We start from the raw sequence: 14,459 nt of genomic DNA on the forward strand, positions 1-14,459 counted from the left end.
CTAGCCTCCGGAAGGGTAAACGGGAATAACAAGGTGATCTTAGGCGACAATCAGCGGGGCTGAACTCCCATGATGTTGGCATACGCTGACGCCAACCTCAGCGGATCATGCCGAGCCGAACCATCACGCATAGCGAGATCGTCAACGACGATGTCTGCGCCGAGATTGCGCGCATACGCTTCCAGATGAGGGTCCTGTCCGGCAAACCCGCGATCGACGAGAATGACATCGAAACGCATCCGCGGCTCATGCTCCGCGATGACCTCCAAATGACGTGCTGGGCTAAACCCATCAGTTTCGTCAGCACCGGAGACGTTGAGAGTGAGGATCTTCCGTGCCTTCGATTCAAGAATTGCGTCGACGATCTGCGGGACGAGCAGGTGAGGCATGACAGATGTGAACCATGAGCCTGGACCAAGTACGAGGTTGTCAGACGCACGAATCGCCTCCAGTGCCTGCGGACACGCATCCGGTTCAGACGGTGCTAGCGCCACTTTCAGGACCTCTGCCCGGGTCTTCGCGACGGTGGCCTGACCAGTCAAGGTGTATTCCTCATCCGGCCGGTTCGGATCAAGACCGACGACCTGAGCGCTGATGTCCAGCGGTGTGAGGGACATCGGCAAGACGCGCCCACGAACGTCGAGGAGCTGACCCACCATGTCAAGACCGGAGACCGGGTCACCAAGTTCTTGCCACAATCCGGCAATCAGTAGGTTGCCAATGGCGTGACCGGCGAGTTCGCCGGTGCCATTAAATCGAGCCTGCAGAACTTCAGCCCATGTGCGACCTAACCGGTCGTCGGCACACAAGGCGGCGAGAGCCCGGCGCAGATCCCCGGGGGGCAAAATGTCGAACTCTTCGCGTAACCGGCCTGAAGACCCGCCGTTATCAGCGACGGTGACAACAGCGGTCAGATTGTCAGTAAGTCGGCGCAGTGCTCGCAGCGAAACGGCCAGCCCGTGTCCGCCGCCGAATGCAGTGACGACCGGCAGCGTGGAGGGGGTTGACACCATCGTCATTCCTTCCCGAGATCTCGATGCAGGACGGTGGTGCGGTGCCCGCGAGCCGCTAGTCGAGCGGACAACTCTTCGGACATGGCGGTACTGCGATGCTTTCCGCCCGTGCAACCAACGGCCACCGTGACCTGCTTCTTGCCTTCCCGAAGATACCCCGGAGCCATACCAATCAGGAGCTCTTCAACTCGGTCGATGAATTCTCTAGCGCCAGCTTGGGCCATGACATACGACGCAACGTCAGAGGACAGGCCCGTCTTAGGACGCAGCTCAGGAACCCAATACGGGTTCGGCAAAAAACGAACGTCAAAGACGAGGTCGGCGTCAATCGGGACACCGCGCTTGAACCCGAAAGACATCACCTGGAATGCCAGCCCTTCGTCAGTCCCCTCAGCGAAGGCGTGGTCGATGCGTTGGGCTAGCTGGCGGGCGGTAATCGAGGTGGTGTCGATGACGAGATCAGCTTCGGCCCGCAGGTCGGACAGCATTCTCCGTTCCAGGGCAACGGCGTCGAGTAGATGGCCACCTTGCTGTAGCGGCAATGGGCGACGACTGGACTCCTGACGGCGCACAATCGTTTCATCAGAGGCCTCCAAGAAGACAATGGCAGGCTCTATTTCGCGCTCGTCAAGGGCATCGACGGCCACTGTCAAGGTGTCGAACATGGTGCGGCTGCGCACATCGAGGACTACCGCCAGACGATCAATGTCATTGGCGGAGATTTCGTCAACAAGGGCACCCAGCATGGCGGGCGGAAGATTGTCGACGACGTACCAGCCGAGGTCCTCCATGGCGTGGGCCGCCGTACGACGACCAGCACCGGAAATACCGGTGATGATGACAACTCGTGGGGTCTTCGTCGTCTGCTCGGTGCTCACGGCTCAAGGGTAGTGCCGTTATCACCCCTCATCCGGGCCGTCAGCGTCAACAATTTCACCAGTAGCGGTATTAATGGCCTCAGCTGGCGTGTTCTGTGAGAGGGCCGCAATAACCTCGCCGGCTAATTTCGGCCCGAAGCCTGGCACTTCCGCGATGTCATCAACGGTGGCCTTTCGTAGCGCCCGCACCGATCCAAAGTGAGAGATAAGCGATTTGCGTCGAACCTCCCCTAACCCGGGCACGCCGTCGAGGACGGACTCCACCATGGCCTTAGACCGCTTCGAGCGGTGAAAGGTAATAGCAAAACGGTGCGCCTCGTCGCGTAAACGCTGTAACAGATAAAGCCCTTCGGAGGTTCGCGGCAAAATAACCGGCCATTCCTCACCAGGAAGCCACACTTCCTCCAGACGTTTAGCCAGGCCACATAACGCGATTTCATCGTCCAATCCGAACTCCTCAAGCACCTGTTGGGCAGCATGTACCTGAGGTTCACCACCATCGACAACGATGAGGTGCGGTGCGTAGGCGAATTTCCGAGGGGCGCCGGTGGTTGGATCAATGAGGGACCCGACGTCACCGTCAGGTGTTTGGGCAGCAGCCATAGCATCGCGATCCTCAACGAGACGACGCAACCGACGGGACAGCACCTCGTGCATTGCGGCGAAATCGTCAGACCCTTCAAAGCCCTTGATGATGAAACGACGGTATTCAGACTTGCGGGGCATGCCGTCTTCGAAAACGACCATGGACCCGACGACGTGCGTGCCCTGAATATGGGAGATGTCGTATGACTCCATCCGCAATGGGGCACGGTCCAAACCGAGTGCTTCCTGGATGTCCTCAAGAGCGCGGGTACGAGTGGCGAGGTCAGAGGCCCTCTTAAGCTTATGCTGAGCAAGGGTTTCCTGGGCATTGCGGGTGACGGTGTCCATGAGGGTCGCTTTGTCGCCGCGACGCGGGACGCGAATCTCGACGTGGGAGCCCCGCTCAGAGCTGAGGATCGTCGCCATGACGTCAGTGTTCGTGGGGGTGACCGAGACAAGCACCAGCGGCGGAATCGCATTTCCGCGCCCGTCGTCGCGGATCTGGCCGTCGCTGGCATTGACGCCGTACAACTGGGTAAGGAACGTCTCCATGAGTTCGGCCTCGCCGGCGTCATCGGCGCGATCGGCGACCCAACCACGTTCGCCACGAATGCGGCCACCTCGAACATGGAAGATTTTGACGCCGACCTCCAGCGGATCAAGGGCCATCGAGATCACGTCAGCGTCGGTGCCGTCACCAAGGACCACAGCATTGCGCTCTAAAGTTTTCGATAGCGCACCCAGGGAATCTCGGATGACCGCAGCGCGTTCGAATTCGAGATTTTCAGCCGCCTCCGCCATCTCAGATTCGAGCCGCTTGACGATTTTCGTCGTGCGCCCGGCCATAAAATCACAGAACTCATCAGCGATAGTGCGATGATCCTCGGGTGAAATCCGCCCCACACAGGGGGCCGAACACTTACCGATATATCCAAGCAGGCAGGGGCGACCCTGGTTTTTCGCACGATTGAAAACCCCCGTCGAGCATGACCGCATCGGAAACACCCGCAGCAAAGTCTCGACGGTGTCACGAATCGCCCAAGCCTGACCGAAGGGTCCAAAATAACGCCACCCTTTGTGGTGTGCACCACGTCCGACAAAGACACGCGGGTACTCATCGGTCCAGGTGAAGCACAACCACGGATACGACTTGTCGTCGCGGTACATGACATTGAACCGCGGATCGAACTCCTTGATCCAGGTGTACTCCAGCTGGAGCGACTCAACTTCATTCTGAACGACAGTCCACTGGACGTGGGCTGCGGTCGTCACCATCCGCTGTGTTCGAGGATGAAGAGCCGAAATATCCTGAAAATACGAGTTCAGCCGGTTACGCAAGTTCTTAGCCTTGCCAACATAAATCACCTGGCCATGCTCATCACTAAAGCGGTACACACCCGGCTGGGTAGGAATCGTTCCCGGGGCGGGGCGGTAACTCGACGGATCAGCCATAGGGTGAACTCTAGGCGCGGGCTGACGCCGAGGACGTACGCTTGAAGACGGCGCATGGTGATAGAGGTTGCCCTACCGACGATGGCGGGGGCGTAACCGACCGGGCGGCAGAGGCGGGGCGGGCAGGCGTTGCCCCGTTCCCTCGTACCCCACAACCTCGCCAAAGCGCTCATGCCCGGCCTCATACTGTCCGCGCGCCAGGGCTACATATTCATGATCGGGGCCAATGAAGTTCCACCACATCACAATCTCGTCATCGAAAGGTTCCCCGCCTAGCAGAATTGCTCGTGCTGGGTCGGGCCCAGCAACCATTGCAAGAGCCGTCATGCCGGTGTCGACGTACCCAAGCTCACCACGGTTCAAGTGCTGGCCCTCGAAAGTAATCTCCCCCGTGTCAACAAGGACGGCATGCTCGAAATCCTCCCTCACGTTCAGGGAAAGACGTTGACCCGGATCGATATTCAGCTCGACGCCTAGCAGCGGACTGTGGGTGACAATGGGGGAAGCATCAATTCCAAGCAACTCCCCGACGAATACCAAGGCGCTACCCCCATCAAGACGTTTGGGCGCCGGAACGTAATGCTGGAACGCACGGGCGGTGTCCCGGAAACGTTCCGGCAGCGCAATCCAAAGCTGGACTCCGTGCAGCACCTTTGAATCGGCAGTAGAGACCTCTGAGTGCATGATGCCGTGCCCAGAGGTCATGAGATTGATCTCACCAGGATGAATGGTGGAACTCACTCCCGCGGAATCGTGGTGGCTAATGTGCCCCTGAAACAACCAACTGACGGTCTGCAACCCCGTATGGGGATGGGGCGGTACATCCATCCTCGCCTCCGCTGAGGTCATGACGTCAGGGCCGTAATGATCAACGAAACACCACGCGCCAACGAAGGGGCGCCGCCGATGAGGAAGAGTACGACGCACTCGCGTACCCGTCTGCCTGCTGAGTTCTACAACACGTGGTGTGATTATCTGGACCTCAGTCATAGGAACATCGTGTCACCACAAACCATCGGTGTGTAATGTACCGCGAAAATCATGACGTCCAGCTACTGTGGTTGACCGAGCATCGGCGGAGCGCGTCACGGATTATCGTGGCCGTCTTCCTTACTCGCCGCTGTCCACACATCATCGAGTTGAAGATGGAGACATAGTACCCACACCGGTTACAGAGGTGAGACTTTCATCGCATTCTCAATACCCAGACCCCGCGTATTGAAGATTTGAGGGAATGTCGTATCTCTTGCCAGATCAAACCGACGCCCTCTTCGTTGCTGCATGTAATGTCGCTCCTCTCGGCGTCATAAAAAGCATGGCTGTCGCGTCTCGAATTCTCTTTAAATTAATATTTTGGCGTTCGTACGTTCGGTTCCAGGAAGATATCAGGACGCCGTCAATCCCAGAGACGAAAAAATGAGTATCTCCACCGATGCGTCGGCCTTCGTCAGACCCCGCCGGTAGGCTGGCGTCGTGCATCTTCTCCTCATTCGTCACGGCCAGTCAGAGAACAATGCCAACGCGGCAAAATCCGTCGAAGCCTACCGCGCAGGGCGCAAACCTGACCCCGAGCTAACCGACCTCGGGCGGCGTCAGGCAGAGGCTCTCGGGACATGGATCGGATCGGTCTCCCCACGGCCAACCACGCTGTATTCCTCCCCCATGATGCGCACTATCCAGACGGCCGCCCCAGTCGCGGATGCTCTCGACCTTCCTGTCATCGTCAATGACCTCATCTTCGAGCGGCCTGGACCAGTTCAGATCGTTGACGGCGTCGAAACCGGCCATCCCGGGTCGCCACTGTCGGCCCTGTCGGCCATCACCGACCGCGCCGTCTTCCCAGAGACGGTCACTGAGGAGGGCTGGCACGAGGCTCGGATCGAAACCGCAGCTGAGGCGGCGGATCGCGCCGGTCGTATCGCCACCTGGCTACGGGAAGCACACGACGACAATGAGTGCATCGCTCTGGTGGCCCACGGTGCCATCGGATCACTGCTCCTGTTGCATCTCATCGCCCCGCAGCTTGCCGCTGATCTGCGCAACTACCCGATCGGCAGCGAGCCACACTGGATCGGGCTTCACAACACCGCGACGTCCATGATCGAACTGCACCCACATGGATACGAGGTGCATTGGATCAATCGGGTGGACCACCTGATTGAGGCGGGAATGGTTCACGGCGCCGTCGCCACGTCTACCGGCAACCCCGGTACCCGCTGAGCCCAGAGGAGAAAAATGTCCCCCACTCGACGCGAGGTCCTGCGCACTGTTGGAAGTATCGCAGCCCTGGCCATGACCGGAACGGTCACCGGGTGCAACACGTTCCAGAACTCCAATGACGTTCACACCGGGCCGGCAACCGTGAGGACCGCAGACGTCCCGGTCGGCGGAGGACTCGTCATCGACAAGTCCAACTTCGTCGTCACCCAACCCACTAAGGGAACCTTTAAGGGATTTGTGCGGGTGTGCCCGCACGCTGGATGCCAAGTCGATGGCGTCCGTGACGGAGCGATCCTCTGCCCCTGTCACGGATCAAAGTTCGCCATCACTGATGGTCACGTCACCCAGGGCCCGGCTACTGCCGGTCTGGGTGAGGCCACGGTCACCGTGAAGGGTGACACCCTCACCATTAGCGGTTAGTGGTCATCCAGGCCCTTCTCAACGCGACCTCTTACCCGAGGCCTTTTTCTTGGTCTTCCTCTTGGCGGTGGTTTTCGTCGTCCCAGTGGTTGTTGGCTCCTCGATGAGTGCGGGCTCGTCTCGAACTGGCACCTCATGCCCGTCCAAGATTTCTGACAAGTACTGCCCCGTATAGGAACCCTCCACCGCGGCGACCTGCTCGGGAGACCCTTCGGCAACGACCGTACCGCCTCCGTTGCCCCCCTCAGGTCCCATATCAATGATCCAATCGGCAGTCTTAATGACATCCAGATTGTGCTCGATAACAAAGACCGAGTTGCCTTGGTCGACGAGACGTTGCAGCACTAAGAGCAGTTTGCGAATATCCTCGAAATGCAAACCAGTGGTCGGCTCGTCGAGGACGTAGAGCGTCCTACCCGTGGAACGTTTCTGCAGCTCGGAGGCCAACTTGATGCGCTGCGCCTCACCACCGGAAAGAGTCGTCGCAGGCTGGCCCAGCCTGACATACCCTAGACCGACCTCGACGAGGGTCTGGAAATGTCGATGGATCGAGGAAATCGGTTCGAAAAAGGTACAGGCCTCCTCGATAGGCATGTCGAGAACGTCAGCGATTGTCTTACCCTTGTAATGAACTTCCAAAGTCTCGCGGTTGTACCGGGCGCCATGACACACTTCACAAGGAACATAGACGTCAGGAAGGAAGTTCATCTCGATCTTGATGGTGCCGTCACCCTGACAGTTCTCACAGCGGCCACCTTTAATATTGAAAGAAAACCGCCCCTGCTGGTAACCGCGCACCTTAGCTTCGGGAGTCTGGGCAAAGAGGGCACGAATTTTGTCAAAGACACCGGTATAGGTAGCTGGATTTGACCTCGGCGTCCGCCCGATGGGCGACTGATCCACATGAATCACCTTGTCGATTTCCTCGACACCGGTGATCGTCTCATGCTTTCCCGGTATGGCCCTGGCGCCATGGATACGGTGCGCTAACGACGTGTAAAGGATCTGGTTGACCAATGTCGACTTGCCTGAACCACTCACCCCAGTGACGACGACGAGTTGCCCCAGCGGGAAAGTGACGTCCACTCCTTTGAGATTGTTCTCACGAGCCCCCTTGACGACGAGCTCGCGCCCAGTGCGGGGCCGTCGAGTCGCCGGCAACGGGATCGACCTCTTGCCCGACAAGTAGGCACCAGTGACGGACCTCTCGCTAGCCAGTAGGTCATCAACAGTGCCCGACACGACGACCTCGCCGCCATGTTCGCCGGCACCAGGGCCAACGTCGACAACCCAATCTGCGGTGCGAATAGTGTCCTCATCATGCTCAACAACGATGAGGGTGTTACCGAGATCTCGCAGTCTCACCAAGGTGTCAATGAGGCGTCGGTTATCGCGCTGATGCAACCCAATGGATGGCTCGTCAAGCACATACAGCACCCCGACTAGCCCCGAGCCGATTTGGGTGGCAAGCCGGATGCGTTGAGCCTCCCCACCTGACAACGACCCCGCAGACCGAGACAGGGTGAGGTAGTCCAGACCGACGTCGACAAGGAATCGCAGCCGGGCGCGGACCTCCTTGATAACCCGCTCTGCGATGGTGGCTTCCCGCTCGGTAAGGGACAATGCGTTGAGAAATTCCGATGCCTCCCCAATAGACATGTCCGAGACTTCGGCGATATTTCGTCCGCCGACCGTTACTGCCAGACTCGTCGGCTTGAGACGCTTACCGTGGCAATCCCGACACGGGACTTCACGCAGGTACTGGCCCCAGCGGGAGCGTGCGGCATCTGTCTCGGCCTCGTCGTAGCGTCGACGTACATAGTGCAGCACCCCCTCATAATTCTGAGAGTACGTGCGCACCCGCCCGAATCGGTTGCGGTACGAGACCATGACTGGATCGCCGTCCCCGTGCAACACCAATTTGCGTGCCTTAGCCGGCAGTTCGGACCACGGAAGAGCCGCGTCGAACCCATGATTCTCGCCCAACCCAGCAAAAACATGTTGATAGTGGTTAGCCACTCGCGGCCCAGACCACGGCGCAATGGCACCCTCGAGCAAACTAAGCCCAGAGTCGGGAACGACCAACTCCGGGTCGACCTCAAGGGTTGCGCCCAAACCAGAACACGTCGGGCAAGCGCCCCACGGTCCATTAAAGGAGAATTGACGCGGCTCCAGCTCCTCAATGTCGATGTCGTGCTGGTTAGGGCAGGCCATTGTTTCGGAGAAGCGGCGCTCTCGGTGCGGGTCTGACGGATCACGATCAACGAAATCGATTCCGACGATGCCGTGGGCTAGCCCCAGCGCTGTCTCCACTGACTCGGTAAGGCGCTGCTTGGCCGACGGTTTGATTGCGATTCGATCGACGACGACGTCGACGTCATGCTTGCGCTTCTTATCCAGCGGCGGCACTTGTCCAAGTCGATGAACGTCGCCATCAACGCGTACCCGGGTGAAACCGTCAGTTGTTAATTGTCGAAATAGCTCAACGTACTCGCCTTTACGTCCGCGAATGACCGGGGCGAGGACCTGAAACTTGGTGCCTTCATCGAGAGCCATGAGACGATCGACGATCTGTTGTGGAGTCTGACGACTGATGAGTTCACCACACACTGGACAATGCGGCTTGCCGATACGAGCCCACAGTAGACGCAAATAATCATGAATTTCTGTGATAGTACCGACGGTCGACCTCGGATTACGAGACGTTGACTTTTGGTCGATGGAAACTGCTGGACTGAGACCTTCAATGAAATCGACGTCGGGCTTATCCATCTGGCCAAGAAATTGGCGTGCATACGACGAAAGAGACTCGACGTATCGACGCTGCCCTTCAGCGAAGATCGTGTCAAACGCAAGAGAGGACTTACCCGATCCTGACAGACCGGTAAACACAATCATGGCGTCTCGGGGAAGGTCCAGATTGACATTGCGCAGGTTGTGTTCCCGGGCACCCCGGACGATGATGTGGTCACTCACAGAAGCCATCGTAGAGGCCAGCAAAGACAGATCCCGCCGTCTGCGCAGTTGGCAAAACGGAACACCCTGGCCTCTCCCACTGCTGTGAAACTGACTCTCTTGCGTCGCTCATCTGGCGTGTTCCATCCCATAGCATTAGGTTGGGTAGCATGAGCGCTGCCCCACGACCACCCGGTCTGTGCCCCAGCGCCTCCCTACACGAGATCCGAGCGGCCAAGAAAGAGGCCACTCAACGCCTTCTCGGCGCAACTATGGGGCTATCAGACGAGGAATGGCAAGCACCAAGTCGGCTTGCCGGATGGACTCGTGCTCACATCGCCACCCACCTGGCTCGCAATGCCGAAGCCTTCGAAGCCGTCACGAAAGCGGTCGTTGCCCACCTAGCAGTCCCTCCTCTCTATCCTTCTGACGACATCCGTGACCGTGATATCGAACGTGGTTCAGAGCGCACCGGATTGCAGTTGCAAATTGACCTCGACACCACGGCAGGATCTCTCAATACCGCTTTCGACGCACTCGACGACATGACGCCAGGCACTGTGGTGTCGCTGACCCATGACATCCGCGTCGACGTCACGGACCTCCCAGCGCTACGACTCGCAGAGATTGCCCTTCACCACGTCGATCTCGATCTTGGGATGACCGTCGATGACCTGCCCGATGTCGTTGCGCGAACACTCTTAGAGTGGGTCTGCTTCCGCCTTCGGGATCGCCCTGAAGTCCCGGCTATGCGTATTGTCTCTGATTCTGGCTTGACAGATCGCATTGGCGGGGTCGGATTCGCGACCACGATCCATGGGCCTGATGGCGCACTGGCAGGATGGCTATCGGGCAGGGGGGGAACTGAGCGGATCGCCGGAGCTGACCAACTCGCCGTCCCTATGCTCATCTGAGCATCGCCGGCTCACCGTCCTAGGAAGGAATCGTCATGCCGCTCTACCACGTTGATCCCGGTTCCGAAGCTGCCCTGGTGAGGGTCAACGATGACGTTGACCTCATCAAGATCTCGGTAGGAACTATGGATAATAACGCCTACCTCATCCACCCAGGAGCTGGGCCTGCCATCCTGGTAGATGCAGCTGCCGAGCCCGGTCGGCTCAAGGCCCTGATCGGTAACGACGAGGTAGGAGCCGTTATTACTACCCATCGACATCAGGACCATACTAGGGCTCTCGCGGACATCATCACCATAACGGGAGCCCAGCCATGGTGCGGAGAACCCGACGCCGAAGCTATTGAGGCCACCACAGGAGTAACCTGCCGCACTGTCTGGGACGGTGACCTCTTCCGTCTGGGCGATATCGAACTCGACGTCATCGGCCTAGTAGGCCACACCCGCGGATCTATTGCCTTGCGTCTGCATGGAAACCCGAGCGACCACGTCCTCACCGGTGACTCTCTGTTCCCCGGCGGGGTTGGCAAGACCAATGGAAGCCGCGAATTCGACAGCCTCTACAACGACGTATGCATGAAGATCTTCGCGCCCATGTCCGACATGACAGTCATTCATCCCGGGCATGGCGATGCCACAACAGTTGGTGAGGAGCGTCCCAACCTTCCGTTGTGGCGCGCCCGCGGCTGGTGAGCGTCAGACTTTAGCGTCATCTTTGCGACTCTTGATGAGGCTCGCGACTGTGGTGAGAACGAGGGTTGCAACAATGACGCCCAATGACCAACCAATCGGGACCTCCGTGCTGAAGCCGAGGTGGGCGTCAAGCCCGTAATGGTGCATCGCGTGGCCAATGAGTTTGAGGGCAATAAAACCTAAAATTACGGCAAGCCCCAGCGACAAGTACACCAAGCGTTCTAGCAGACTTCCGATCAAGAAATACAACTGGCGCAGGCCCATGAGGGCAAAGACGTTAGCGGTGAAGATGAGATACCCCTCGCTCGTAAGCCCATAGGACGCAGGAATCGAGTCGAGGGCGAAAAGCAGGTCCGTGACACCCAAAGCAACGCAGACCATGAACATTGAGGTTGCAAGAGTCTTGCCGTTCTCGCGAACGAAAAACTTTGTGCCGCGATAATCGCCAGTTGTCGGAACCGTGTTCTTGAACCATGTCATGAAACGGCCATCGACACCAGGCGTGTCATCCTCGTCTGCATCGTCGCGGTGACGATACTCGCGCACCTGGTCAACAGCCGAGTACAGCAGGAAGGCACCGAAGATGAAGAACACCCACGCCCACGCCTCAAGAATGGCTTGCCCCAAGGCAATGAAGACGCCACGGAAAACGAGCGCGACGATAATGCCCACTAGCAAGGCAAACTGCTGAAGTTTCCGTGGAACGCGGAACCTCTCCATCAAAATGAGAAAGATGAACAGGTTGTCGATCGACAAGCTGTACTCAGTTAGCCAGACTGCAAAGAACTGTCCACCTGCAGCATGGCCTTGCAGGGTCCACACTCCCAGGCCGAACAACACCGCAAGGCCAACGAAGACGCCGACAAAAGTGACGCATTCCTTCGTGGAAGGAACATGGGGTTTTCGTCCCAGAATGAGAACGTCAAATAAGAGCAGGGCTCCCATCACAAGGATGGTGATGATCCAAACATAGGCGTGAACGTGCAAACCCGGGCCTCCAAAGGGATAGAACGAAGGTCCGGAGGTCTCGTCCGTCCCGGTGCATCGCTTTACCGGAACTGTGCAGCCGGATCGTGATGGCACGATCGTGATGACGACCACACTTTTCTCAGGAGTACTCCCCTCCAAGGACTTCTATACTGGCACATCGGTAACCGCGACCGCGACTCTGCTTACCGGTTCGCCTCCACCATTTGACGCAGTTCCTTTTTCAGATCAGCAATTTCGTCACGCAGTCGGGCAGCAACCTCAAACTTGAGTTCGCCTGCGGCAGAACGCATGTCGTTGGTGAGATCGACGATAAGATTGCCCAGATCCTCTTCGGCCATCTTGGATGCGTCGAGTCGTTTACCTTGAGCTGCGCGCTGCTCGTCAGTAATCATCGAGTTGTAACCGCGGTGGCCCTTGCCATAGTTGAATTTCTCGACGAGCTCATCAGTATCGGCACCTTCGCGGGCCAGCATTTCAGTGATGTCACCGATCTTCTTACGTAGTGGCTGCGGATCGATCCCGTGCTCCTTGTTATAAGCCATCTGGATGTCACGACGGCGGTTTGTCTCGTCAATCGCGACGCGCATGGAGTCGGTGATCTGGTCGGCGTACATGATGACTTGTCCGTTGACATTTCGGGCAGCACGGCCCACGGTCTGGATCAGCGAACGTTCAGAACGCAAGAAGCCCTCCTTGTCGGCGTCGAGAATCGCCACCAGGGAGACTTCAGGGAGGTCAAGCCCCTCTCGTAGCAAGTTGATACCGACAAGCACATCGAACTCGCCGATGCGCAACTCTTTGAGTAGCTCAATGCGTTTGAGGGTGTCGATCTCCGAATGCAGGTAGCGGGTCCGAATCCCGTGCTCCATGAGATAATCAGTGAGATCTTCAGCCATTTTCTTCGTCAGGGTCGTCACTAGGACACGATCACCACGGTCGACTCGTGCGCGAATTTCTCCCATGAGGTCGTCAATCTGGCGACGCGTGGGCTTGACAATAATCTCCGGATCCACCAAGCCCGTCGGACGGATGATCTGCTCGACGACACCGTCGGCTCGCTCAGTCTCGTAGGAGCCAGGGGTAGCGGACAGGTAGACGGTTTGACCTATCCGCTGGGTGAACTCGTCGAACTTGAGCGGACGGTTATCCATCGCGCTGGGCAGCCGAAAACCATGCTCAACTAACGTCCGCTTACGGCTCATGTCCCCCTCATACATGCCACCAATCTGTGGCACCGTCACATGGGACTCATCAATGACAAGCACAAAATCTTCAGGGAAATAGTCAAGTAGACAGTTCGGAGCCGAGCCGGGTGCGCGACCGTCAATGTGGCGCGAGTAATTCTCGATACCAGCGCACGCGCCAACTTGCTGCATCATCTCGATGTCGTAGGTTGTGCGCATTCGTAGCCGCTGGGCTTCCAACAGTTTCCCGTCACGCTCTAGAACGGCTAGGCGCTCTTCCAGTTCCTGCTGGATAGAGGCGATAGCCCGCTCCATACGTTCCGGGCCGGCAACATAGTGAGTGGCCGGGAACACGTAGACCTGCTCGTCCTCACTGATGACCTCTCCCGTGAGCGGATGCATCGTTGTGAGGGCCTCAATTTCGTCGCCGAAGAACTCGACGCGCAGCGCGTTCTCCTCGTAGACCGGAAAAATCTCGAGGGTGTCACCACGTACCCGGAAGGTGCCGCGCTCTCCTGACATGTCGTTACGGACGTACTGGTTGGTGACGAGGTCGCGCAGCAACTCATCGCGATCCCACTCTTGGCCGACCTCCAGCGGAATCATCCGATCTACGTATTCCTGAGGCGTGCCCAGACCATAAATGGCCGAGACGGTTCCCACCACAATGACGTCGCGCCGGGTGAGCAGCGAGTTCGTCGCAGAGTGACGTAACCTTTCAACTTCCTCGTTGAGGCTGGAATCTTTCTCGATATAGGTATCCGTCTGGGGAATATACGCCTCAGGTTGGTAGTAATCGTAGTAAGAAACGAAGTACTCGACGGCATTGTCCGGAAAGAACGTACGTAATTCCTGGGCAAACTGGGCAGCCAGCGTCTTGTTGGGTTGCATGACGAGCATCGGGCGCTGCAGCTTCTCCGCCAGCCACGCCACGGTGGCCGTCTTGCCAGTACCGGTGGCGCCGAGCAGAACGACGTCCTGTTCGCCGCTGTTGACCCTCTTCTCTAACTCCGCGATGGCCTGCGGCTGGTCACCAGAAGGCTGAAACTCACTGACGACGTGAAACGGGGCAACGCGGCGAGTGATGTCAGTGACAGGGCGCATAGCTCCACCCTAGTTCAAGCCACCCGCGATGGGATCAGCTGAAAGCGTGCGA

The 14,459-nt window shown here is 58.1% G+C and carries 11 protein-coding genes; 4 read left to right on the top strand and 7 right to left on the bottom strand.

Annotation, left to right across the window (positions count from 1 at the left end; translation table 11 throughout):
* Positions 1 to 50: 50 nt before the first annotated feature.
* From FYJ43_RS06880 to FYJ43_RS06895, 4 genes are all read right to left on the bottom strand, one after another.
* Positions 51 to 1,019, bottom strand: coding sequence for a gluconeogenesis factor YvcK family protein (locus FYJ43_RS06880; protein ID WP_154563142.1), 969 nt, complete (start codon positions 1,017 to 1,019; stop codon positions 51 to 53).
* On the bottom strand, positions 1,016 to 1,891 hold the full coding sequence (gene rapZ / locus FYJ43_RS06885) for an RNase adapter RapZ (RefSeq protein ID WP_326833413.1): 876 nt from the start codon (positions 1,889 to 1,891) through the stop codon (positions 1,016 to 1,018). The genes FYJ43_RS06880 and rapZ overlap by 4 nt, the downstream gene beginning before the upstream one ends.
* A 21-nt stretch (positions 1,892 to 1,912) precedes the next feature.
* Positions 1,913 to 3,928, bottom strand: coding sequence for an excinuclease ABC subunit UvrC (gene uvrC / locus FYJ43_RS06890; protein ID WP_154563144.1), 2,016 nt, complete (start codon positions 3,926 to 3,928; stop codon positions 1,913 to 1,915).
* A 72-nt stretch (positions 3,929 to 4,000) separates the two neighbouring features.
* Positions 4,001 to 4,918: a pirin family protein gene (locus FYJ43_RS06895; RefSeq protein ID WP_154563146.1), complete on the bottom strand. Its 918-nt coding sequence runs from the start codon at positions 4,916 to 4,918 to the stop codon at positions 4,001 to 4,003.
* A gap of 483 nt (positions 4,919 to 5,401) precedes the next feature.
* On the opposite strand from FYJ43_RS06895, the gene FYJ43_RS06900 reads away from it, so the two are divergent.
* Positions 5,402 to 6,148 (top strand): histidine phosphatase family protein, encoded by a 747-nt coding sequence (locus FYJ43_RS06900; protein WP_326833414.1) that lies wholly within the window; start codon positions 5,402 to 5,404, stop codon positions 6,146 to 6,148.
* Between the two features lie 15 nt (positions 6,149 to 6,163).
* Entirely contained in the window at positions 6,164 to 6,568 is a 405-nt protein-coding gene (locus FYJ43_RS06905; protein ID WP_154563148.1) for a Rieske (2Fe-2S) protein, read from the top strand.
* Positions 6,569 to 6,586: 18 nt separating this feature from the next.
* On the opposite strand, the gene uvrA is transcribed toward FYJ43_RS06905, so the two are convergent.
* Positions 6,587 to 9,553, bottom strand: a complete 2,967-nt coding sequence (gene uvrA, locus FYJ43_RS06910; RefSeq protein ID WP_154563150.1) for an excinuclease ABC subunit UvrA — start codon at positions 9,551 to 9,553, stop codon at positions 6,587 to 6,589.
* 242 nt (positions 9,554 to 9,795) lie between these two features.
* Between uvrA and FYJ43_RS06915 the strand changes: the two genes are divergently transcribed.
* Both FYJ43_RS06915 and FYJ43_RS06920 read left to right on the top strand, forming a co-directional pair.
* Positions 9,796 to 10,437: a maleylpyruvate isomerase family mycothiol-dependent enzyme gene (locus FYJ43_RS06915; RefSeq protein ID WP_229771673.1), complete on the top strand. Its 642-nt coding sequence runs from the start codon at positions 9,796 to 9,798 to the stop codon at positions 10,435 to 10,437.
* A 35-nt stretch (positions 10,438 to 10,472) separates the two neighbouring features.
* Positions 10,473 to 11,129: an MBL fold metallo-hydrolase gene (locus tag FYJ43_RS06920; RefSeq protein WP_154563154.1), complete on the top strand. Its 657-nt coding sequence runs from the start codon at positions 10,473 to 10,475 to the stop codon at positions 11,127 to 11,129.
* Between the two features lie 3 nt (positions 11,130 to 11,132).
* On the opposite strand, the gene FYJ43_RS06925 is transcribed toward FYJ43_RS06920, so the two are convergent.
* Both FYJ43_RS06925 and uvrB read right to left on the bottom strand, forming a co-directional pair.
* Positions 11,133 to 12,116 (bottom strand): TerC family protein, encoded by a 984-nt coding sequence (locus tag FYJ43_RS06925; protein ID WP_154563156.1) that lies wholly within the window; start codon positions 12,114 to 12,116, stop codon positions 11,133 to 11,135.
* Positions 12,117 to 12,301: 185 nt separating this feature from the next.
* Complete coding sequence (uvrB, locus tag FYJ43_RS06930; RefSeq protein ID WP_154563158.1) at positions 12,302 to 14,407, bottom strand: excinuclease ABC subunit UvrB; 2,106 nt, start codon at positions 14,405 to 14,407, stop codon at positions 12,302 to 12,304.
* Positions 14,408 to 14,459: the final 52 nt, after the last annotated feature.

Origin of the sequence: Cutibacterium porci (assembly GCF_009696315.1) — a bacterium.
Taxonomy (GTDB): Bacteria; Actinomycetota; Actinomycetes; order Propionibacteriales; family Propionibacteriaceae; genus Cutibacterium; species Cutibacterium porci.

Bases quoted from the DNA above. Each gene is read 5' to 3' on its own strand.
- FYJ43_RS06880 (WP_154563142.1), bottom strand. From the start codon at position 1,019: ATGACGATGGTGTCAACCCCCTCCACGCTGCCGGTCGTCACTGCATTC.
- uvrC (WP_154563144.1), bottom strand. From the start codon at position 3,928: ATGGCTGATCCGTCGAGTTACCGCCCCGCCCCGGGAACGATTCCTACC.
- FYJ43_RS06895 (WP_154563146.1), bottom strand. From the start codon at position 4,918: ATGACTGAGGTCCAGATAATCACACCACGTGTTGTAGAACTCAGCAGG.
- FYJ43_RS06905 (WP_154563148.1), top strand. From the start codon at position 6,164: ATGTCCCCCACTCGACGCGAGGTCCTGCGCACTGTTGGAAGTATCGCA.
- uvrA (WP_154563150.1), bottom strand. From the start codon at position 9,553: ATGGCTTCTGTGAGTGACCACATCATCGTCCGGGGTGCCCGGGAACAC.
- FYJ43_RS06915 (WP_229771673.1), top strand. From the start codon at position 9,796: ATGGGGCTATCAGACGAGGAATGGCAAGCACCAAGTCGGCTTGCCGGA.
- FYJ43_RS06920 (WP_154563154.1), top strand. From the start codon at position 10,473: ATGCCGCTCTACCACGTTGATCCCGGTTCCGAAGCTGCCCTGGTGAGG.
- uvrB (WP_154563158.1), bottom strand. From the start codon at position 14,407: ATGCGCCCTGTCACTGACATCACTCGCCGCGTTGCCCCGTTTCACGTC.